Below are 19,712 nucleotides of genomic sequence, written 5' to 3' on the forward strand. Positions count from 1 at the left end.
GCCATGCCCGTCCCGCTCGACCACGACCAGGAGACCCGCCATGACCGAACTCCTCCCGCCCGCGACCGGGCGCACCGCGCCCGCTCCCGAGCAGCCCGTCGCCCCGGCCGCCGCGCCCGGTGCCGCGTCGCCCTCCGCCCGCACCGTCGACGCGCACGGAGCCCAGGCCCCCGGCCTCACCTTCCGCGACGGCGCCGTCATCGACGGCTGGGACCCGGAGGACCAGGCGCAGTGGGCCGGCGGCGGATCCCGCATCGCCGCCCGCAACCTGCGCTGGTCGATCCTCGCCGAGTTCCTCGGCTTCGTCGTCTGGCAGCTGTGGTCGATCGTCGTGGTCCAGCTGCCGGCCGCCGGCTTCGACCTGTCCACGGGCCAGGTGTTCTGGCTCATCTCGATGCCGAGCCTCGTCGGCGCGACCCTCCGCTTCCCCTACACCTTCATGGTTCCGCGCTTCGGCGGCCGCAACTGGACCGTGATCTCGGCGCTCCTCCTGCTCATCCCGACGATCGCGCTCGCCGTGTGCGTCGGGAACCCGCGGACGCCCTTCGGCGTGCTGCTCCTCGTGGCCGCGCTCGCCGGGTTCGGCGGCGGCAACTTCGCGAGCTCCATGTCGAACATCACCTACTTCTACCCGCAGAGCCGCAAGGGCTGGGCGCTCGGCCTCAACGCCGCGGGCGGCAACCTCGGGGCGTCGGTGGCGCAGCTCGTGGTGCCGCTCGTGATCACGGTGGGCGCGGCCGCGACGCTCGACCTCCCGCTCGCCGGCTGGGTCTGGGTGCCGCTCATCCTCGTCGCCGCGTTCGGCGCCTGGCGGCGCATGGACAACCTCTCGCACGCGAAGGCCGACCTCACGGCGTCGCTCGCGGCGCTGAAGGAGCCGCACCTGTGGATCCTCGCGTTCCTCTACGTGGGCACGTTCGGCTCGTTCATCGGCTTCGCGGGCGTGTTCCCGAAGCTCATCTCCGACGAGTTCCCCGAGCTGTCGACCTTCGCGGTGGGCTCGGCGACGCTGTCGCTCGCGTTCCTCGGCTCGCTCATGGGATCCATCGCCCGGCCGATCGGCGGCCGCCTCGCCGACCGGCACGGCGGCGCCGCGGTGACCATGGGCGCGTTCGTGGTGATGGGCCTCGCGGTCGTCGCGGTCATCGCCACCCTGCCGATGGGCAGCTTCCCGCTCTTCCTCGCGCTGTTCCTCGTGCTCTTCACGGCGAGCGGCATGGGCAACGGCGCGACCTACCGCATGATCCCGGCGGTGTTCGCCCTCCGCTCCGGCACGGCGCGCGCCGGCCGCGGATCCGGCGACGTGGGCACGCAGCGGAAGACGGCGGCGGCGCTCGGCCTCATCTCCGGCCTCGGCGCGTACGGCGGCTTCATCATCCCGCAGGTGCTCAGCCTCTCGAAGACGGAGACGGGCGGGTACACGACGGGTCTCGGCGGCTTCGTCGTGGCGTACGCGGTGATGCTCGCGGTGACCGGGCTCGTCTACCTGCGGGCGGGCGGGATCCGCCGCGGGACCGCCGCCGGCGCGCGCGTCTGATGCCGGCGGTCGCCGAGGCGGGGCCCGGCGCGGTCGGCGGCGCGCCCGCGGGCACGCGCGGGCACTGCCCGTACTGCGCCCTCCAGTGCGCGATGACGATGGTGCCGGTGCCGGTGCCGGTGCCGGTGCCGGCGGCGTCGCCCGCACCCGCGTCGCCCGCACCCGGGTCGCCCGCCGCGCCCGCACCCGTGCTCGAGGTCGCGGGCCGCGACTTCCCGACGAACCGCGGCGGCCTCTGCCGCAAGGGCTGGACCAGCGCCGAGGTGCTCACGGCGGCGGGCCGGCTCACGCATCCGCTCGTGCGGGACGCGTCGGGCGGGCTCGTCCGCGCGACGTGGGACGAGGCGCTCGACCTCGTCGCCGATCGGCTCCGCGACAGCCGCGCGCGCTTCGGCGCCGACTCGGTGGGCGTCTTCGGCGGCGGCGGCCTCACCAACGAGAAGGCGTACCAGCTCGGGAAGTTCGCGCGCATCGCCCTCGGCACCTCCCGCATCGACTACAACGGCCGGTTCTGCATGTCGTCCGCGGCGGCCGCCGGCAACCGCGCGTTCGGCGTCGACCGCGGGCTGCCGTTCCCCGTCGCCGACCTCGACGGCGCGGCCACGATCCTGCTGCTCGGCTCCAACGTCGCCGCCACCATGCCGCCGTTCATCGGGCACCTCGGCGGGGCGCGGGCCGCGGGCGGGCTCGTCGTGGTGGATCCGCGCCGCTCGGCCACCGCGCACCTCGCCGACGACGGGCAGGGGATCCACCTGCAGCCCGCGCCCGGGACCGACCTCGTGCTGCTGCTCGGGCTGATCCACGTCGTGCTCGCGGAGGGCCTCGCCGACGACGCGTACGTCGCCGCGCGCACCACGGGCCTCGACGCCGTGCGCCGGAGCGCCAACGCGTGGTGGCCGGAGCGCGTGCAGCAGGTGACGGGCGTGCCGGTCGCGGAGCTGCGCCGGGTGGCCCGGCGGCTCGCGGACGGCCGCGGCACCTTCATCCTCACCGGCCGCGGCGTCGAGCAGCACGTGGACGGCACCGACACCGCGACCGCCGCCATCGACCTCGCGCTGCTGCTCGGGCTGCCCGGTCGGCCCGGATCCGGCTACGGCACCCTCACCGGCCAGGGCAACGGGCAGGGCGGACGCGAGCACGGCCAGAAGTGCGACCAGCTGCCCGGCTACCGGCGGATCGCCGACCCCGCGGCCCGCGCGCACGTCGCCGCCGTGTGGGGCGTGGACCCCGCGACCATCCCGGGGCCCGGCGTGCCGGCGGTCGAGCTGCTCGGCGAGCTGGGGGAGCCCGGCGGGATCCGCTGCCTGCTCGTGCACGGATCCAACGTCGTCGTCTCCGCGCCCGACGTCACCGCCGTGCGCCGCGGCCTCGCGCGCCTCGACCTGCTCGTCGTGTGCGACCTCGTGCTCTCCGAGACCGCGGCGCTCGCCGACGTGGTGCTGCCCGTCACGCAGTGGGCCGAGGAGGAGGGCACCACGACCTCGCTCGAGGGACGTGTGATCCGGCGCCGCCGCGCCCTCGCCCCGCCTCCGGAGGTGCGCAGCGAGCTGGAGGTGCTGGCCGAGCTGGCGCGGCGGCTCGACGCGCCCTCCGCCTGGCCCACCGACCCCGCCGTCGTGTTCGACGAGCTCGCGCGGGCGTCGGCGGGCGGCATCGCCGACTACTCCGGGCTCAGCCACGCGCTCCTCGACGACGACGCCGTGGAGGCGTTCTGGCCGTACCCGGCCGGATCCACGGGCACGCCGCGCCTGTTCGCCGACCGGTTCGCGCACCCGGACGGACGCGCGCGGCTCGTCGCGGTGAGCCCCCGCGACGTGACCGCGGGGGATCCGGCGCCCGTCGGCGGCGCGCTCACGCTCGTCACCGGGCGGCTGCTCGAGCACTACCAGTCGGGCGCGCAGACCCGGCGGGTGCCCGAGCTGCAGGACGCGCAGCCCGTGGCGCGGCTGCAGATCCACCCGGTGACGGCGGTGCGGCTCGGGATCGTGCACGGCGCGCCCGTCGCGGTCCAGAACGCGCGCGGCGAGGTGCGGGCCGTCGCGGAGGTGACCGCGGGGATCCGGCACGACACGGTGTTCCTGCCCTTCCACTACGCGGGATCCGAGTGCGCGAACCTGCTGACGGCCGCCGACGTGGATCCCGTCTCGGCCATGCCCGAGTTCAAGCGCACGGCCGTGACCGTGCGCGCGCTGGCGACGGACGCGGGGGCTGCGCGTGGCTGAGGCGGGGGACGGCGCGATCCGCGTGCTGGTCGTCGGCCACGGGCCCGTCGCGGCGCGTCTCGTCGAGGGGCTCCTGCCGGCGGTGCGGGCCGGGATCCTCGACGTCGTGGTCGTGGGCGCCGAGGAGGACGACCCCTACAACCGCGTGCTCGTCGCGGAGCACGCCGTGGGGCGCGCCGACCGGGAGCGCCTCGAGGTGGCCGACACGGCCGCGGCCGAGGCGGCGGGCGTGCGCGTGCTGCGGCACGGCGCGGTGGTCGGGATCGATCGCGGGCACCGGATCGCGACGCTGCACACCGGCCAGGTGCTGCCCTACGACCGGCTCGTGCTGGCGACGGGCGCCCGCGCGCACGTGCCGCCGATGGACGGGCTCGAGGCGTCCCGCCATGCGCGCGGCGACGCCCCGTGGGATCCCGACGCGCTCGATCACGGACGGCGTCCGCTCCCGGCGGGCGTGGTCGCGCTCCGCGACCTGCGGGATGCGCGCATCGTGCTGGCGGCCGTCCGGGCCGGGCGGCGCATCGTCGTGCTCGGCGCGGGCGTGCTCGGCATGGAGCTGGCGCTCGCCGCGGCCGAGCAGGGCGCGGACGTCGTCGCCGTGCATCACGGCGACGTCCCCATGGCGCGCAACCTCGATCGCGGCGGCGGCCGCACGCTCAGCCACGCGGCCGACGCGGCGGGCGTCGCGATGGCGGCGCACGCCCGGGCCGAGGGCGTGCTGCTGCACGACCGCGGCACCGACGACGAGCGCTTCCAGGCGCTCCTGCTCGCGGACGGCGGGCGCATCGACGGCGACCTCCTCGTGCTGTCCTGCGGCGTCACGGCGCGCGACGAGCTCGCGTCCGCGGCGGGCCTCGCGGTGGGGCGCGGCGTGCTCGTGGGCGCCGACCTCCGCAGCTGGACCGACCCGGCCGTGTTCGCGATCGGGGACTGCGCGCACGTCGCGGCGCCGGGATCCGCGCGGCCCGACGGACAGGTCCCCGGCGGGCCGTCCGGCCTCATCGGGCCGGGCTGGCGGCAGGCCGACGCGCTCGCGGGGCTGCTCGCGGCCGAGGCGGAGGCCCGGCACGGGCACGCGGCGGGATCCGCGGGAGGCAGCGCGCCGGTCGTGCCCGATGCCCCGCCCGGCCTCGGTGCCGATGACGGGCGTCCGCCCGTCGTGATGCTCAAGGCCGAGGGCGTCGACGTGGTCGCGGGCGGCGACGTGACCGCGGAGCCGTGGGACGACCCGCCCCGGCGACGCCGCCGGCCGGGCCGCGCGCACGCCGCGACCTGCGACACCGAGGAGCTCGACGCCGACGCGGGCCCCGCCCCGCGCGAGGTGGCCGTGTGGACCGACCCCGCCCGCGGCGCGTACGTCAAGACCGTGACGCGCGACGGGATCCTCGTGGGCTTCGTCAGCGTCGGCATGCCGCGCGCGGGTGCCGAGCTCACGCTCCTGTTCGAGCGCCGCGGCGAGCTGCCGGCCGACCGCTCCGTGCTCCTCCGCCTCGATGCGGCCGACGCCGGGGCCCTGCCCACGGGGGATCCGCTCGCGCCCGACGCGACCGTCTGCTGGTGCAACGGCGTGACCGCGGGGACCATCGCGGAGGCCGCCGCGGGCGGTGCTGCCACGGTCGAGGAGATCGGCGCGTGCACGCGCGCGGGCACCGGGTGCGGCACGTGCCGCGGGCGGATCCAGGAGGTCCTCGCCTCCGCGGGCGGCCGGGCGGCGGCGCTGCTGTAGGGGAGCGGGGCGCGCGGCGAGTCACGCGGGCCGCGGGCACGCGCGCCGCGCCGCGCCGCGGGTCAGCCGGGCAGCGGGATCGCCCGCACGGCGTCCCCGGATCGCGCGCCCGCCGACGGCACGACGGCCAGCGCGTCGGCCGCGGCGAGCCCGCGCAGCATGCCCGGCCCCTGCGCGGCGACGGGCACGAGCCGGCCGTCGGCGTCGAGGGCGCACGCGACGAGCCGGGTGCGGGATCCGCCGCCCGGCAGGTCGGCCCCCGCGGTCCACCCGGCCAGCGCGGGGACGGCCCGGCCGGCGAGGCCGTCGACGAGCGGCGGGGCGAACGACAGGAGGCACGCGACCGCGGCGAGCGGGTTGCCGGGCAGGCAGAGGACGGCCCGTCCGTCCGGGAGCTCGGCGAGCATCACGGGGTGCCCCGGGCGCATGCGGACGGCGTCGACCAGGAGGCGCGCGCCGAGGCCGTCGAGGGCGGCGCGCACGTGGTCGGCGGGGCCGCGGGAGCTGCCGCCCGTGGTCAGCACGAGCGGCGCGGTGGCGCGGCCGATGGCGTCGCGCGTGGCGCGGGCGTCGTCGGGGACGCGGGTCGAGGATCCGACGGCGAGGCCGCACGCCCCGAGCAGGCCGGGGAGCGCCGGGCCGACGGCGTCGCGGACGCGGCCGGGCGCGGGCACGCCGTGCGCGACGACCTCGTCGCCGAGGTGGATCACGTCGGTCGCGGCGGGCGCGCGCACCGGCAGCAGGTCGTGGCCCGCGGCGGCCGCGAGCCCGAGCCGCACCGCCGTCAGGCGCGTGCCCGAACGGAGCAGCACGTCGCCGTGCCCGGCCTCCTCGCCCGCGGGCCGGATCTCCGCGCCGGCCCGCGCGCCGCCCGTGGGCGCCAGCGCGTTGACGCGGAGCACGCCGTCCGTGACGTCGCCGTGCTCGCTCCGGAGGACGCCCGCGGTGGACGGCGGCACGGGCGCGCCGGTCGCGATGGGCCGAGCCTCGCCCGGGCCGAGGGCGATGCCGGTGGGTGCGTGGCCGGCGAGCACGGGCGCGCCGACGCGCCACGGCCCGTGTCCGGTGGATCCGACGGCCCAGCCGTCCATCGCGGAGACCGCCGTGCCGGGCAGGTCGACGCGGGCGCGGAGGTCGGCGGCGAGGATCCGGCCCCCGGCGGCGTCGAGCGCGACCGGATCGGCCGCGACGGGGAGGCGGCGGCGCATGCGCTCGCCGAGCAGGTGCGCCGCGGCGCGGGCGTCGTCCCAGGTCGCGTCGCGGAGCGCGGCGGGCGGGGCGGGCGCGGTCTCGGCCGCACGGGTGGCTCCTGCGTCGACGCTCGCCGGAGCGGTCGTCGCGGTGGCCGCCGCACGCGTCGTCGGGCCGGCGGGGGTCACGCCCGCCCGCCCACGTCGGAGTCGGGCTCGGCCGCCGCCTGGTCGGCGCGCAGGAGGTCGTCGCCGCCCCCCGCGCTGCCGTCGGCGGCGAGCGGGCCGACGGGATCCCGCAGGTGGTCGATCTCGGCCGTGATCTCCGCCGCCAGCCGCCGCGCGTCCGCCGCGTCGCCGCCCGCGCGCCCGACGGCGAGCCCCAGCAGGAACGTCGTGAGGGGAGCGGCCGGCCGGGCGACGCCGTGCGCCGCGTCGCGCGCGAGGTCGAGGACGAGGGCGACGTCGACGTCCTGCGCGGGCAGCTCGAGGAGCGCGGCGACCCGGTGGACCCAGTGGTCGAGCACCGCGGGGTCCGTGGGCGCGGCGGGCGGGGTCGGGCCGGGCGCGGTCGGGCCGGGCATCGCGGCGGCGGGGGAGACGTCAGCGGGCATCGGTGATCCTGTCGTCGGGGAGGCGGAGCCCGTGGGCGTCCGCGTCGGCGGGCGTGTCCACGTCGGCGCAGAGCCGCGCGGGGAGGTCGGCGTAGGCGACGCGGTCGGCGTCGAGCGCCGCGACGACGTGCCGGAGCGGCGCGCCGTGCAGGCCGCCGTGCGCGTCGACCGCGTCGAGGGCGGCCCGGAGGGGCGCCGCGCGGTAGAGGGCGAGGAGCGGCTGGGCGCGTCCGCCGGGATCGCGGGCGAGGATCGCGTCGCGGCCGTCGGCGTGCGTGGCGGCGTGCCGGAGCGGCAGGAGGGCGGCGACCGCCTCGGGGGCGCGGGCGAGGTCCGCGGCGAGCACGAGGATCCACGCGGTCGGCGCCGCGTGCGCGAGCGCGCGGACCCCGGCGGCGAGGGCCGATGCGGGTCCGCCGTGCGCGGGGTCCTCGTCGACGAGCCGCGCGGATCCGGCCGCCCGGCGCTGCGCGTCCGTCACCCCGCCCGGCCGGTTGCCCGCCCCGACGACGACGACGACGCCCGCGCACCCGGCCGCGGCGCGCACCGCCTCCGCGAGGAGCGATGCGCCGTCGTCGCCGCGGACGAGCGCGGTCTTGTCGATGCCGCCGAGCCGCCGCGCCCGGCCGCCCGCGAGGATCACCGCCGCCGTGTCGGCCGCCCGGCGGGCACCCGTCGCGCCGGGCTCGCCGCGAGCGGGGCACGCGGGGCGATCGGGGTGCGCCGGTCGATCCTGGCGCGCGGGCACGGCGCGCACGTCGGTCGCTCCTGCGCTCACGGGTCCTCCGGCCTGCCGCGCCCGGGATGCGGGCGCTCATCGGGTTCCCCGCCGACGCTAGCCCCCCGGCGTTTCCGGCGCGTTGCGGGCGGGCGCGTCGCGGTGTTGCCGCGACCTCTCACGGCGCCGGGGACGACGAGAGGCGCCAGGGAGGACGAGAGGCGCCGGCCATCCGCTCAGCGCGCGTCGTCCGCCTCGCGCCGCCCGAGCGCCACGTCCTCCGCGTCGATCATCCCGAGCACGGCGCGCACGGCGACCTCCGGGTAGCGGCCCGCGCGTCGCGCATCGAGGACCGCGGCGCGCTCGGCGTCGATCATGCGGCGCCGGACGCGGTCGTGCGTCAGCCGCTCGGCGGTGGTCTCGGGCAGCGCCTCGTCGCCCGGTCCGTCGTTCCCGTCCGCGAGCGCTCGGTCGCGCGCCGCGAGGCCGGCGGCGCGCGCCTCGTCGAGCAGGCGGTCGCGGTCGGAGCGCTCCTGGTCGTCGGCGGAGTGGCCGAGCCGGAGGCGGCGGATGAGCGCCGGCAGCGCGAGCCCGCCCACGAGCGTCCCCGCCACCATCACGAAGGCGAGGAACTGCAGCAGCTCGCGCTCGGGCGTCTCCTCGGGGAGGAGGAACGCGGCGGCCAGCGTCACCACGCCGCGCACGCCGGCCGACGACACGGCCGTCACGGTCCGCCAGTTCCAGGAGCGGGCGCGGAGCCGGGCCGGCCCGTGGTCGAAGAGCACCTTGGCGAGCGCCACCGACGCGAAGCGCGCGGCCGTGAGCACCGCGAGCAGCAGCACCGACAGCCCGGCGATGCTCCAGCCGTCGAGGCTCGACTCCGGCAGCCCCCGCACGATCCCGGCGAGGCTCAGCCCGATGAGGAGGAAGACCGCGTTCTCCAGCAGGAACTGGATCGTCCGCCAGTTCACCGACTCCGCGATCCGGGCTTCGGGGGACTGGATGAGCGGCGCGCGGTACCCGAGCACGAGGCCGGCGGCGACGACCGCGAGCACGCCGGATCCGCCGAGCTCCTGCGCGGGGATGAACGCCACGTAGGGGATCGCGAGCGACAGGCTCGTGTCGAGCACGGCCGACCGGAGGAACCGGCGCACCGCGGAGAAGAGGAAGGCGACCGCGAGCCCCACCGCGATGCCGAGCAGCACGGCCACCGCGAACCCGCCCGCGACGTCCACCGGGTGCACGACGCCGACGATCGCCGCGATGGCCGTGTTGAGCGCGACCAGCGCCGTCGCGTCGTTGAGGAGGCTCTCGGTCTCGAGGATGGACATGACGCGTCGGGGGAGCCGCACGCGCCCGGCGACCGCCGACACCGCGACCGCGTCGGTGGGCGCCACGACCGCGCCGAGGGCGAGCGCCGCGGCGAGCCCCACCGCGGGCACGAGCGCCCAGAGCGCGAGCCCGAACACGAGCAGCGTGACCACCACCACGCCCACCGAGAGCACCGCGATGCTGTCGCGCCGCGCCCGGATGTCCGCCAGCGGCGTGCGGATCGCGGCGGCGAACAGCAGCGGCGGCAGCAGCCCGTAGAGCACGGCGTCCGGCTCGATCTCGACCTGCGGCACGCCCGGCACGAACGACGCGACGGCGCCCACCGCCACGAGCGCGACGGGCGCCGACCAGCCCGCACGCCCGGCGATGCCGGACACCGCCACCGTGACGACGACGAAGGAGACGACCCAGGCGATGATCTCGGGCATGCGCGGCGTCCGATCGGGAGAGCGGGAGAGCGGGAGGGGAGGTCGTGCGCTGGGGGCGCGACGGGCCGGTCAGGCGGGGCGGATCCGTCCGCGGGCCGCCTCGAGGTCCCTCGCGTCGAGCCCGTGGCCGCCGGGTCGCACGCGCGAGACGGCATCGGCCCCGCGGGCCGCGGCCTCGCGCACCGCGCGCTCCACGTCGGCGAGCGGCGCCATCGGATCGGCGTCGCCGTTGAGCAGCGTGATGCGCGCACCCGAGAGGTCCGCGGCCGGCTCCCGGTCGCCGAGGGGCCAGCGCGCCGAGAACGCGAGGGTCTCCGGCAGGACCGCCGGATGCAGCAAGGTGGTCGCCAGCGCCATGTTCGCCCCGTTCGAGAACCCGACGGCGAGGATCGCGCGCCCCTCGAGAGCGTAGGCCGACCGCGCCGCGGCGACCAGGTCGGCCAGCTCGGCCGCGCGCGCCACCACGTCGTCCACGTCGAAGACGCCCTCGGCGTGCCGGCTGAACCAGCGGGCGGCGGATCCCTCGCGCACGCTCCCGCGCGGTGCCAGCACCGGCTGACCGGGCGCCACGAGCCGCGCGAGCTCGATGCCCTGCCGCTCGTCGGCGCCCGTGCCGTGGAGCCCGAGGATCACCGGGCCGTCGACCGCGCCGGGCTGGACGAGGTGCGGGGTGCGGTCGAGGAGCGCGCTCACGCGACGGAGCCGGCGTCGGGCGCGTCGGGCGAGACGGCCGACTCGTCGGGCAGGCGCAGCGGCGGCACCGCGGCCTCGATGTCGGCGCGGCTCGGCTCCAGCCACGGCGGCAGGCGGAGGCTGCGGCCGAGCTCGAGCAGCGGCTCGTCGATGTCGAAGCCGGGGGTGTCCGTCGCGATCTCGAACAGCACGCCGCCGGGCTCGCGGAAGTAGATGGACGTGAAGTACTGCCGGTCGAGGATCTGCGTCACCTGGTGCCCGCGGTCCACCAGCTCGTCGCGCCATGCCTGCTGGCGGGCGCGGTCGGGCACGCGGAACGCCACGTGGTGCACGGTGCCGCCCGCGGTCAGGCCCTGCTGCACGCCCGGGTCGGCGACCACGTCGACGATCGCGCCCGGTCCGCCGTCGCCCGCGGCGAAGCGGAAGCGGCCGTCGCGCTCGTCCACGAGCCGGAGCCCGAGGTCGTCGGTGAGGACGGACGCGGTGCCCGCCGGATAACGCACGGTGAGCACGGAGGAGTGCTGGCCGCGGATCGCGTGCTCGGCGGGCACGTCGGCGGAGTCCCACGGGTCGCGCGGGTCGTCGACGGAGGACGCGACGAGGTCGAGCTGCAGGCCGTCGGGGTCGCGGAGGGAGAGGCGCTCCTCCGCGGATCCGGTCGACGAGATCGACGAGGCGACGCCGACCCGGCGCAGGTGCTCGGTCCACCAGCCGAGGCTGCCGGCCGGCACGGAGAACGCGGTCGTCGTCGACTGGCCCGCGCCGACGCGGCCCGCCGGCACGCCCTTCCACGGGAAGAAGGTGAGGAGGGATCCGGGCCGGCCCTCGGCGTCGCCGTAGTAGAGGTGGTAGCTGCCCGGACTGTCGAAGTTGACGGTGCGCTTGACGAGCCGGAGCCCCATGGCGCGCACGTAGAAGTCCACGTTCCGCTGCGGGTCGCCGCCGATGGCGGTCACGTGATGCAGTCCCTGGGTGCTGGCGGTCATGAGGCGCTCCTTCCGCGCGGCCCGGTCGGGCCATGTCCATGCAAACGCATGGGGTGGCGGATCATTCCCGCCGGGGACGCAGGAGGGGAGGTGGCGCGCGCCACCTCCCCTCGTCCGTCGCTCCTCGTCAGTCGTCGAGGTGGGCGATCGCGTAGTCGGCCTCCTCGGCCGTGAACTTCTCGCCGTACTCGCTCGTGAGCTGGTCGCGGATGGCGGCCGGGGACATGGCGGCCATCTCGCGGTAGGTCTTCGCCTTCGCGAGCGCGTTGGCGTTCCAATCGGCCTGGATGTTGTCGACGGCGTACTGCGCCGCCTCGGGCGTGAACTTCTCGCCGTACTCGCTCGTGAGCTGGTCGTAGAGGCCGGCCTTGCTCATGTCGAGGCTGTTCGCGTACGTCTCCGCCTTGATCAGCGCGGTGGCGCTCTCGACGGGGACGGCCGGCGCCGCGGGCTCGGCCGCGGCGGAGGTCTCCTCGACGGTCGGCTCGGTCACCTCGGGGGTCGGCGCGGGAGCGGCCTCCGCCTCGGCCGTCGCCTCGACGGCCGCCCGCTCCACGGAGGAGCTCACGGTGCCGAGCGCGGCGGCGAAGGTGATGGTGACGATGAGCGACGTGACCGCCGCGACGGCGCCGAGGGAGAGCCCGGTTATCGCGAACCCCTTGCTCTGCGCGCGGCGCAGGGCGAGGATCCCGAGCACGACGGCCGCCGCACCGAGGATCAGGCCGCCGACGGGGACGAGCCCCGACAGGAACGCGACGATCCCGACGACCAGCGCGGCGACGGCGAGGCCCTTCGGCTGCGCGCCGTACGGGGGCGGAGGGGCCAGGGTGGTGGTCCCGCCGGGGACGGGCGGGCCGGAGGGGCCGGCGGGTCGGGCGTCGTTCGGGTCCTGGGACGGGTACCCAGGCTGCTCGGGGGTGCTCATGGGTCGAGCTTCACATCATGCAGATGCATGTACCTCCCCCAGTTCGCGTGCTCCCCGGACGGGGGCCGACGACACGGCAGCCCCGATCGGGGAGCCGCCTCACCCCCCGACGGCCCGCCGCACCAGCTCCGCCACGCGCTCCTCGTTCGCGGGATCCACCGCGGTGAGCGCGTACGAGGTCGGCCACATGGTGCCCTCGTCGAGCCGCGCCGGATCCTGGAACCCGAGCGTGGAGTACCGGGTGCCGAACTTCGATCCCGGCTGGAAGAACACGACGGGCTTGCCGTCCGCGTCGGCGTAGGCCGGGAAGCCGTACCAGGTCTTGGGGGCGAGGCCCGGCGCGTGCGCGAGCACGAGCGCGTGCAGCCACTCGGCGATGGCGCGCTCCTCGGGCGGCATCGCGGCGAACGCGTCGAGCACGCCCTGGAGCGCGGCCGCCTGCTTGTCGGCGGCCTTCTGCGCCTTGGCCTCCTCGCGCAGCTCGCGGGCGCGCTGCTTCATCGCGTCGCGCTCGTCCTTCGAGAATCCGGTGTCGGTCATGTCCGCTCCCTGCCTGGTGGTGTGCCTGGAGCGTGACAGGTGCCGGGGGAGCCGACAAGCGCCCGGCGGATCTGCACCCCGGCCGGACGGCGTACCGTCGTCCCATGAGCACCCACGAGCAGGACCAGCCCATCATGGACGGCGCCGGCGAGGCCACGGCGGACGAGAAGCGCGCCGGGCTCGCGGAGCAGGTCGCCTACGACCACCGCGACAGCGGATCCGACGCCATGGCCGCCGACCTCGCGCGCCGCACCGAGGACGCCGGACTCGGCGACGGACCGGCCGATCCCGCCGCCACGCAGGCGACCTCCACCGGCCGCGACGGCGTCGCCGGCGAGGCCGACGCCGACGTCGACGGGCCGCACCCCGCCTGATCCGACCGACACGCCCGCGAGGAGCCGCCCGGAATGCCCGGGCGGCTCCCCGTCGTTGGGGCAGGGGATGACCGAGATCCGAGAGACCCCCGCCCGCACGTCCGCCCCCGCCGCGTCCCCCCGCTCCGACGGCACCGGCCGCACGGCCCTCGTGGTCGGCGCCACGGGCATCAGCGGATCCGCGCTGGTCGACCAGCTCACCGCCGAGGGCTGGGACGTGCTCGCCCTCAGCCGCCGCGCCGGCGCCGACCGCCCGGGCGTCCGCTGGATCAGCGCCGACCTCCGCTCCGCCGACGACCTGCGCCGCGCGCTCGCGCCCGAGAAGCCGACCCACGTGTTCTTCACGGCCTGGTCGCGCCAGGCGACGGAGCAGGAGAACATCGCCGTCAACGGCGGCATGGTCCGCGACCTCCTCGCCGCCCTCGACGGCGCGCCCGTCGAGCACGCCGCGCTCGTCACCGGTCTCAAGCACTACCTCGGCCCGTTCGAGGCGTACGGCCAGGGCGCGATGCCCGACACCCCGTTCCACGAGGACGAGCCGCGCCTCGACGCCCCGAACTTCTACTACGCGCAGGAGGACGAGCTGTTCGCGGCCGCCGCCCGCCAGGGCTTCGCGTGGTCGGTGCACCGCTCGCACACCGTCATCGGGCACGCGGTCGGCAACCAGATGAACATGGGGCTGACCCTCGCAGTGTACGGCTCCATCTGCCGTGACCTCGGCCTGCCGTTCGTCTTCCCGGGCAGCGAGACCCAGTGGAACGGGCTCACGGACGTCACCGACGCCACCGTCCTCGCCGACCAGATGATCTGGGCGGCCACCGACGAGGCTGGCCGCGACGCGGCGTTCAACGTCGTCAACGGCGACGTGTTCCGCTGGCGCTGGATGTGGCCGCGCCTCGCCGCGTGGTTCGGCGTCGAGCCCGTCGGCTTCCAGGACGCGCCGCGCCCCCTCGAGCAGCAGATGGCGGGCTACGAGGACGAGTGGGCGCGCATCGCCCGCGAGGCCGGGCTCGCGGAGTCGGATCTGGACCGCATCGCGTCCTGGTGGCACACCGACGCCGACCTCGGCCGCGACATCGAGGTCGTCACCGACATCAGCGCGAGCCGGCTCGCCGGGTTCCACACGCACCACCGCACGCTCGACAGCTTCCTGGGGCTCTTCGAGCGCTACCGCACGGAGGGGCTCATCCCGCGCTGACCGCCGCTCCCGGTCCGGCCGGCGACGGTCGGGCCGGCAGGCGTCCGTAGGAGAGGCGGCGGATCGCCCGCTCGGCCGGGCCCGCGATCCCGCGCCGCTCGAGCGCCACGGACACCGCGACCGTGACGAGCCACACCCCGATCGCGACGAGGGCGATGCGCGCCGTCCCCGCGCCCACGCCGAGGCCGAGCGCCCACGGCTCGAGCAGGATCGCGAAGAGCACCGACTGCAGCAGGTAGCAGGTCATCGAGCGGCGGCCCACCGCGATCAGCGCCCCGAGCACCGGACCGGGCGCCGCATCCGCGCGACGGGCCCGCACCGCGACGGCCCACCCCACGACGCCGAGCAGCCCGAGCGCGCCCGCGACGCCCGTGGCCCCGTGCAGCACGCCGAGCAGGTACAGCGTCACGGGATCCGCGTCGAGCGCGCCCACGGTCCCGAGCACCAGCGGCAGCGCGCCGAGCACGCTGACGGGCATCCCCACGAGCGCGAGTCGCCGGAGGAGCGGCAGGTGCGCGCCCGGCTCCTCGAGCACGCGGCGGCGGCCGAGCAGGATCCCGACGGCCGCGAGCGGCACGAGCGTGCCCACCGTCAGGGGCGTGGCGACGAGCAGCGCGGCCAGCGTGACGGAGCGGCTCGCGAGGTCGCCGAGGAACGAGCCGTCGCCGCCGAAGAGCGAGCCCGCTGCGTCACCGCCCGCGAGGCCGTCCGCTCCCGCGAGGGCGAGGAACGCGATCGCGGGCGCCCACACGAGCACGCGGAAGACGCGATCGCTCGCGCGGTACAGGGCGGCGAGGGCGAGCCCGAGGATCCCGTACGACAGCAGGATGTCGCCCTCGAAGAGCAGCACCACGTGCAGCGCCCCGAACACCATGAGCCAGAGGCTCCGGCGCAGCAGCAGACGCCGGGCGCGCGGTCCGTCGACGCCCGCCGCGGCCTGCCGGCGGAGGATCACGGTGAAGCCGTAGGCGAAGAGCATCGTGAACAGCGGGAACGCGCGGTTGTCGACGAACGTGCCGACCAGCACGTCGGCCACGTGGTCGAGCGCGGTGCCGTCCGTCGGACGCGCGAGCGGCCCGGTCGGGCGGCCGGCGATGAAGTACACGGAGTTCGCGAGCGCGATGCCGAGGAGCGCCATCCCGCGGAGGAGGTCGGGCGCCGGGCTCCGCTCCGACGCGGCGGTGGGCGCGGCGTAGGCGGCGGGCGGGGGCGCGGGCGTCGGCGCGGGCGCGGGGGAGCCGGGGATCGTGGTCACCCGTCCAGCCTGCCCGCCGCGCGCCGGGGCCGCCACCGTCGCGGGCGGGGCGGCATCCACCGATCGGCCGATGCCGTGGATCGACCGCTCGGCCGTTCCCCTCCAGCCGCTCGGCCGCCACGCTGGACCCATGACCACAGCAGCCGTCGAGGAGCACGTGAGCGTGCGCGACCTCGCCAAGTCCTACGGCACGACCACCGCCCTCCGGGGCGTCACCTTCGACATCCACCGCGGCGAGACGTTCGCGCTCCTCGGGCCGAACGGCGCCGGGAAGTCGACGACCATCGAGATCCTCGAGGGGTACCGGCTCCGCAGCGGTGGATCCGCGCGCGTGCTCGGCGTGGACCCCGCGACCGGCGGCCGCGCCTGGCGCGCCCGCATCGGCATGGTGCTCCAGTCGAGCTCGGAGAGCGGCGCCATGACCGTCCGCGAGCAGGTCGCGCACTTCGCCCGCATGTACCCGCGGCCACGCGACGTCGACGCGACCATCGCGGCCGTCGGCCTCACCGAGAAGGCCGGCACCCTGCTGCGCGCTCTCTCCGGCGGCCAGCGCCGACGCGTGGACGTGGCCCTCGGGATCATCGGCCGCCCCGAGCTGCTGTTCCTCGACGAGCCGACGACCGGCTTCGACCCCGAGGCCCGGCACCGCTTCTGGGACCTCGTGCGCGAGCTCAAGGCCGAGGGCACCACGATCCTCCTCACCACCCACTACCTCGACGAGGCCGCGCAGCTCGGCGACCGGGCCGCGGTGATCGCGGGCGGCGAGCTGGTGGCGATCGGCCGGCTCGACGAGATCGGGGGAGAGGAGGCGCGGATCCCGCGGGTGCTCTGGCGCGACGACGACGGACCGCACGAGGAGCGCACGCGGGAGCCCGCCGCGACCGTGGCGCGCCTCGCCGCGGCCACCCCGGGCGGGGAGCCGCGCGACCTGCGGATCGTCCGGCCGAGCCTCGAGGACGTCTACCTCGGGCTGCTCGCCGAGGCCGGCGCCCCGGCGACGGGCGCACCGACCGCCGCAGCCGCCGCGTCCGCCGCCGAGGAGGTGGCGGCATGACCGCCGTCCGCCCCGCGCGTCTCGCCGCGGACCGCGCCCTCGCCCTGCCCGGCGTCCTCCCGCTCGGGCTCCACCGGATCCGCTACGAGGTGCGGCGCTACTTCCGGCAGACCGACACCATCATCTTCACGTTCCTCTTCCCGGTCATCATGCTGTCGATCTTCTCGGTGGCCTTCGGCTCGTCCGGCAACCTCGGCACCGCGCCCGACGGGTCCGGCGGCGTCAGCGCCGCGGCCTACTACCTGCCGGGCATGATCGCGGCGGGCATCCTCCTCTCGGGCGTGCAGAACCTCGCGGTCGACATCGCGATGGAGCGCAGCGACGGGACGCTCAAGCGGCTCGCCGGATCCCCGCTCCCGGTGCTCTCGTACTTCATCGGCAAGGCCGGGCAGGTCGTCGTCACCTCGCTGCTCCAGATGGTCGTGCTGCTCCTCGTCGCCCGGTTCGCCTTCGGGGTGGAGCTGCCGACGGACGCCGGCCGCTGGGCCACGTTCGCGTGGGTGTACGCGCTCGGGATCACGTCGTCGGCCGTGCTCGGCATCGCGCTCAGCCGCATCCCGCGCTCCGGGGCCTCGGCCACGGCGGTGATCACGACCATCGTGCTGGTGCTGCAGTTCATCAGCGGCGTGTACCTGGCGTTCACGATGCTGCCGACCTGGCTGCAGGACGTCGCGGCCTTCCTGCCGCTGAAGTGGATGGCGCAGGGCATGCGCGCCGTGTTCCTGCCGGACGCGCTCGCCTCCGTCGAGCGCGGCGGCACCTGGGACCTCGCGGGCGTCGCGGGGGTCCTCGCGATCTGGCTGGTCGGCGGCACGATCGCCGCCGTCGCGACCTTCCGCTGGATCCGACGGGACTCCTGAGCGGTGCGCGAGCGCACGGCGGGATGGCAGGCTCAGGGCATGATCCCGGTCCGCACCGTCCACCTCGCCTACGCGGTGGCCATGGCGGTGCTGGTCCTGCTCGCCCTCGGCCAGCGCGGGGACGTCGGGTGGGGCGCGTGGGGCGCGATCGCGGCCATGATCGCCCTGTACCTCCTGGTGGGCCGTCGTGCGCTCGAGGCCGCCGCGGCGGCGTCTGCCACGGAGGCGCGGCTGCCCCCGGAGCCGTCGGCGGTCGTCTTCCTCGCGCTCGTCATCCCGGCCGCCACCTGGGGCGTCGCGAGCCTGTCGACGTTCGCCGTCGTCCAGTGCGTGCTGTGCCCGCTCGTGTGGCTGCTCCTCGACCGGGTGCGCGACGCCGTCATCGGGACCCTCGTGCTCACCGCATCCATCGCCGTGGGCTTCGTGGTCGGCTTCGGCGACCTGCCGGGCGCCCTCCCGACCATGGCCCTGTCGCAGGGGCTCAGCCTCGGCGGCACCATCGCGCTCGGGCTCTGGATCACGCGGATCGCCGACCTCAGCCGCGAGCGCCTGCAGCTCCTGGAGGGGCTCCGGGCGGCGCAGGCGCAGGTCGAGGAGCTCGGTCGTGAGGCGGGGACCGCCCGCGAGCGGGAGCGGCTGTCGGCCGACATCCACGACACGGTCGCGCAGGACCTCACGGGCGTCGTGATGCTCGCCCAGCGCGGACGCCGCGAGCTCCGCGGCGCCGACCCCTCCGCGGTGGAGGCGACGCTCGCGCTCCTCGAGGACAGCGCGCGCGACGCCCTCACCCAGACGCGCGCCATCGTCGCCGCCACCGCACCCGTCGAGCTGACGGACGGCCTCGCGGCGGCGCTCCGCCGGATGGGCGCGCGCCTCGAGCGCGAGACGGGCACCCCGGTGGCGGTCCGGGCCGACGCGGGCGCGGATCCCGTCGACCGCGACGCCGAGGTCGTCCTCCTCCGCTGCGCCCAGGAGGGGCTCGCCAACGTGCGCCGCCACGCGGGCGCCACCGCGGTGGAGCTCGGGCTCGCCCGGGACGGCGCCGACCTGGTGCTCGTGGTCCGCGACGACGGCCGCGGGTTCGAAGCGGCGCGGGCCTCCGACGGCTACGGGCTCGCCGGCATGCGGCGCCGGCTGGATGCGGCTGCCGGGCGCCTCGACGTCGCGAGCGGGCCCCGGGGGACGGTCCTCACGGCGCGGATCCCGGCCCACGCGGCGGCGGCCCCGGCGGACGCCCCGGCGGACGCCCCGGCGGATGCCGTGACGCCGGCCGCTCCGCCCGCCCAGCGCGCACCGGCTGCCCCCACCGGCGCCGCACCCGCCGCCGCCGCACCCGAGTCCGCACCCGAGGCCGCACCCGCCGCCACCGGGGCGGCGCGCGCATGACCGGCCCGCGGATCCGCGTCGCCGTCGTCGACGACCACCCCGTGGTGCGCGCGGGCCTCGCCGCCCTGCTCGCGTCCGCCGACGGCATCGAGGTCGTCGGCCAGGCGCCCGACGGCGATGCGGCGATCGCGCTCGCCGTCTCCGAGCGCCCCGACGTGGTGCTCATGGACCTCCGCATGCCCGGCCTCGACGGCGTCGGCGCGACCGCCCGGATCCGCGAGGAGGCGCCTGACGTGCGCGTCCTCGTCCTCACGACCTACGAGACCGACGCGAGCATCCTCACCGCCATCGAGGCGGGCGCGAGCGGCTACCTGCTGAAGGCCGCGCCCGAGGAGGAGATCCTCGCGGGCGTCCGCGCGGTGGCCCGGGGCGACGTCGCCCTCGCGCCCGCCCTCGCGGCGCGGCTCGTGCGGCAGGTGGCGCGTCCGGCCGCCCCCGCCGCCCCGGCCCCGACCCTCAGCCCGCGCGAGACGGAGGTGCTCGCGCTCGTCGCGGCCGGCCGCACGAACGCGCGCATCGCCCTCGAGCTGCACGTGACCCCGGCCACCGTGAAGACGCACCTGCTGCACGTCTTCGAGAAGCTCGGCGTCGGCGACCGGACGCGCGCGGTCACGCTCGCGATGGAGCTCGGGCTGCTGCCTCCCGCGACGGGTCCCGCCCGGGGCTGAGGCCGT

The 19,712-nt window shown here is 77.0% G+C and carries 18 protein-coding genes; 9 read left to right on the plus strand and 9 right to left on the minus strand.

The genetic code is table 11. The annotated features are described in order from the left end of the window. Positions 1 to 40: 40 nt before the first annotated feature. The 3 genes from PED38_RS01900 to PED38_RS01910 all read left to right on the plus strand — a co-directional run bounded on the left by PED38_RS01900 (position 41) and on the right by PED38_RS01910 (position 5,485). Complete coding sequence (locus PED38_RS01900; protein WP_270979360.1) at positions 41 to 1,537, plus strand: MFS transporter; 1,497 nt, start codon at positions 41 to 43, stop codon at positions 1,535 to 1,537. A 92-nt stretch (positions 1,538 to 1,629) separates the two neighbouring features. Next, on the plus strand, positions 1,630 to 3,759 hold the full coding sequence (locus PED38_RS01905; protein WP_270979445.1) for a molybdopterin oxidoreductase family protein: 2,130 nt from the start codon (positions 1,630 to 1,632) through the stop codon (positions 3,757 to 3,759). Beyond that, positions 3,752 to 5,485, plus strand: coding sequence for an FAD-dependent oxidoreductase (locus PED38_RS01910; protein WP_063072949.1), 1,734 nt, complete (start codon positions 3,752 to 3,754; stop codon positions 5,483 to 5,485). Before PED38_RS01905 ends, PED38_RS01910 begins: the two co-directional genes overlap by 8 nt. Positions 5,486 to 5,547: 62 nt before the next feature. Here the strand turns inward: PED38_RS01910 and PED38_RS01915 are convergent, their stop codons facing one another. The 8 genes from PED38_RS01915 to PED38_RS01950 all read right to left on the minus strand — a co-directional run bounded on the left by PED38_RS01915 (position 5,548) and on the right by PED38_RS01950 (position 12,911). Beyond that, the gene (locus PED38_RS01915; protein ID WP_270979361.1) at positions 5,548 to 6,864 is read right to left on the minus strand and encodes a molybdopterin molybdotransferase MoeA; all 1,317 of its coding nucleotides are present in this window, start codon (positions 6,862 to 6,864) and stop codon (positions 5,548 to 5,550) included. Continuing rightward, positions 6,861 to 7,289 (minus strand): DUF6457 domain-containing protein, encoded by a 429-nt coding sequence (locus tag PED38_RS01920; RefSeq protein WP_217491910.1) that lies wholly within the window; start codon positions 7,287 to 7,289, stop codon positions 6,861 to 6,863. The genes PED38_RS01915 and PED38_RS01920 overlap by 4 nt, the downstream gene beginning before the upstream one ends. Next, positions 7,279 to 8,067, minus strand: a complete 789-nt coding sequence (gene mobA, locus PED38_RS01925) for a molybdenum cofactor guanylyltransferase (protein ID WP_270979364.1) — start codon at positions 8,065 to 8,067, stop codon at positions 7,279 to 7,281. Before mobA ends, PED38_RS01920 begins: the two co-directional genes overlap by 11 nt. Positions 8,068 to 8,243: 176 nt before the next feature. Next, positions 8,244 to 9,767, minus strand: coding sequence for a cation:proton antiporter (locus PED38_RS01930; protein WP_270979367.1), 1,524 nt, complete (start codon positions 9,765 to 9,767; stop codon positions 8,244 to 8,246). 69 nt (positions 9,768 to 9,836) lie between these two features. Beyond that, positions 9,837 to 10,460, minus strand: a complete 624-nt coding sequence (locus PED38_RS01935) for an alpha/beta hydrolase (RefSeq protein WP_063071196.1) — start codon at positions 10,458 to 10,460, stop codon at positions 9,837 to 9,839. After that, complete coding sequence (locus tag PED38_RS01940; protein WP_270979368.1) at positions 10,457 to 11,446, minus strand: ring-cleaving dioxygenase; 990 nt, start codon at positions 11,444 to 11,446, stop codon at positions 10,457 to 10,459. The genes PED38_RS01935 and PED38_RS01940 overlap by 4 nt, the downstream gene beginning before the upstream one ends. Before the next feature lie 127 nt (positions 11,447 to 11,573). Then, on the minus strand, positions 11,574 to 12,371 hold the full coding sequence (locus PED38_RS01945) for an Ltp family lipoprotein (protein WP_270979369.1): 798 nt from the start codon (positions 12,369 to 12,371) through the stop codon (positions 11,574 to 11,576). Positions 12,372 to 12,470: 99 nt separating this feature from the next. Next, a complete protein-coding gene (locus tag PED38_RS01950) occupies positions 12,471 to 12,911 on the minus strand; it encodes an iron chaperone (protein WP_270979371.1) in 441 nt (146 codons plus the stop codon). Positions 12,912 to 13,015: 104 nt separating this feature from the next. On the opposite strand from PED38_RS01950, the gene PED38_RS01955 reads away from it, so the two are divergent. Together PED38_RS01955 and PED38_RS01960 are read left to right on the plus strand one after the other, a co-directional pair. Continuing rightward, positions 13,016 to 13,285 carry a hypothetical protein gene (locus PED38_RS01955; RefSeq protein WP_270979373.1) on the plus strand — a complete coding sequence of 90 codons (270 nt, stop codon included), beginning with the start codon at positions 13,016 to 13,018 and terminating at the stop codon, positions 13,283 to 13,285. Between the two features lie 67 nt (positions 13,286 to 13,352). Then, positions 13,353 to 14,483 (plus strand): SDR family oxidoreductase, encoded by a 1,131-nt coding sequence (locus PED38_RS01960; protein WP_270979374.1) that lies wholly within the window; start codon positions 13,353 to 13,355, stop codon positions 14,481 to 14,483. Here PED38_RS01960 and PED38_RS01965 read toward each other — a convergent pair. After that, a complete protein-coding gene (locus PED38_RS01965) occupies positions 14,470 to 15,738 on the minus strand; it encodes a DUF418 domain-containing protein (RefSeq protein ID WP_270979376.1) in 1,269 nt (422 codons plus the stop codon). The genes PED38_RS01960 and PED38_RS01965 overlap by 14 nt on opposite strands. A 130-nt stretch (positions 15,739 to 15,868) precedes the next feature. Here PED38_RS01965 and PED38_RS01970 point away from each other — a divergent pair, with 130 nt between their 5' ends. The 4 genes from PED38_RS01970 to PED38_RS01985 are packed head-to-tail and all read left to right on the plus strand — an operon-like array spanning position 15,869 to position 19,706. Next, the gene (locus PED38_RS01970) at positions 15,869 to 16,792 is read left to right on the plus strand and encodes an ABC transporter ATP-binding protein (protein ID WP_270979378.1); all 924 of its coding nucleotides are present in this window, start codon (positions 15,869 to 15,871) and stop codon (positions 16,790 to 16,792) included. Next, positions 16,789 to 17,652, plus strand: coding sequence for an ABC transporter permease (locus PED38_RS01975; RefSeq protein WP_270979380.1), 864 nt, complete (start codon positions 16,789 to 16,791; stop codon positions 17,650 to 17,652). Before PED38_RS01970 ends, PED38_RS01975 begins: the two co-directional genes overlap by 4 nt. A 39-nt stretch (positions 17,653 to 17,691) precedes the next feature. Next, the gene (locus PED38_RS01980; RefSeq protein ID WP_270979381.1) at positions 17,692 to 19,038 is read left to right on the plus strand and encodes a sensor histidine kinase; all 1,347 of its coding nucleotides are present in this window, start codon (positions 17,692 to 17,694) and stop codon (positions 19,036 to 19,038) included. After that, positions 19,035 to 19,706, plus strand: coding sequence for a response regulator transcription factor (locus tag PED38_RS01985; protein WP_270979383.1), 672 nt, complete (start codon positions 19,035 to 19,037; stop codon positions 19,704 to 19,706). The genes PED38_RS01980 and PED38_RS01985 overlap by 4 nt, the downstream gene beginning before the upstream one ends. Positions 19,707 to 19,712 lie beyond the last annotated feature (6 nt).

Origin of the sequence: Clavibacter sp. CT19, assembly GCF_027858075.1 — a bacterium.
Classification (GTDB): domain Bacteria; phylum Actinomycetota; class Actinomycetes; order Actinomycetales; family Microbacteriaceae; genus Clavibacter; species Clavibacter tessellarius_A.

What these genes read in the sequence shown, in the direction of transcription:
- PED38_RS01940 (WP_270979368.1), bottom strand. Translation starts at nt 11,446, where the DNA reads ATGACCGCCAGCACCCAGGGACTGCATCACGTGACCGCCATCGGCGGC.
- PED38_RS01920 (WP_217491910.1), bottom strand. Translation starts at nt 7,289, where the DNA reads ATGCCCGCTGACGTCTCCCCCGCCGCCGCGATGCCCGGCCCGACCGCG.
- PED38_RS01900 (WP_270979360.1), top strand. Translation starts at nt 41, where the DNA reads ATGACCGAACTCCTCCCGCCCGCGACCGGGCGCACCGCGCCCGCTCCC.
- PED38_RS01950 (WP_270979371.1), bottom strand. Translation starts at nt 12,911, where the DNA reads ATGACCGACACCGGATTCTCGAAGGACGAGCGCGACGCGATGAAGCAG.
- PED38_RS01945 (WP_270979369.1), bottom strand. Translation starts at nt 12,371, where the DNA reads ATGAGCACCCCCGAGCAGCCTGGGTACCCGTCCCAGGACCCGAACGAC.
- PED38_RS01905 (WP_270979445.1), top strand. Translation starts at nt 1,630, where the DNA reads ATGACGATGGTGCCGGTGCCGGTGCCGGTGCCGGTGCCGGCGGCGTCG.
- PED38_RS01955 (WP_270979373.1), top strand. Translation starts at nt 13,016, where the DNA reads ATGAGCACCCACGAGCAGGACCAGCCCATCATGGACGGCGCCGGCGAG.
- PED38_RS01975 (WP_270979380.1), top strand. Translation starts at nt 16,789, where the DNA reads ATGACCGCCGTCCGCCCCGCGCGTCTCGCCGCGGACCGCGCCCTCGCC.
- PED38_RS01980 (WP_270979381.1), top strand. Translation starts at nt 17,692, where the DNA reads ATGATCCCGGTCCGCACCGTCCACCTCGCCTACGCGGTGGCCATGGCG.
- PED38_RS01970 (WP_270979378.1), top strand. Translation starts at nt 15,869, where the DNA reads ATGACCACAGCAGCCGTCGAGGAGCACGTGAGCGTGCGCGACCTCGCC.
- PED38_RS01930 (WP_270979367.1), bottom strand. Translation starts at nt 9,767, where the DNA reads ATGCCCGAGATCATCGCCTGGGTCGTCTCCTTCGTCGTCGTCACGGTG.
- PED38_RS01985 (WP_270979383.1), top strand. Translation starts at nt 19,035, where the DNA reads ATGACCGGCCCGCGGATCCGCGTCGCCGTCGTCGACGACCACCCCGTG.
- PED38_RS01960 (WP_270979374.1), top strand. Translation starts at nt 13,353, where the DNA reads ATGACCGAGATCCGAGAGACCCCCGCCCGCACGTCCGCCCCCGCCGCG.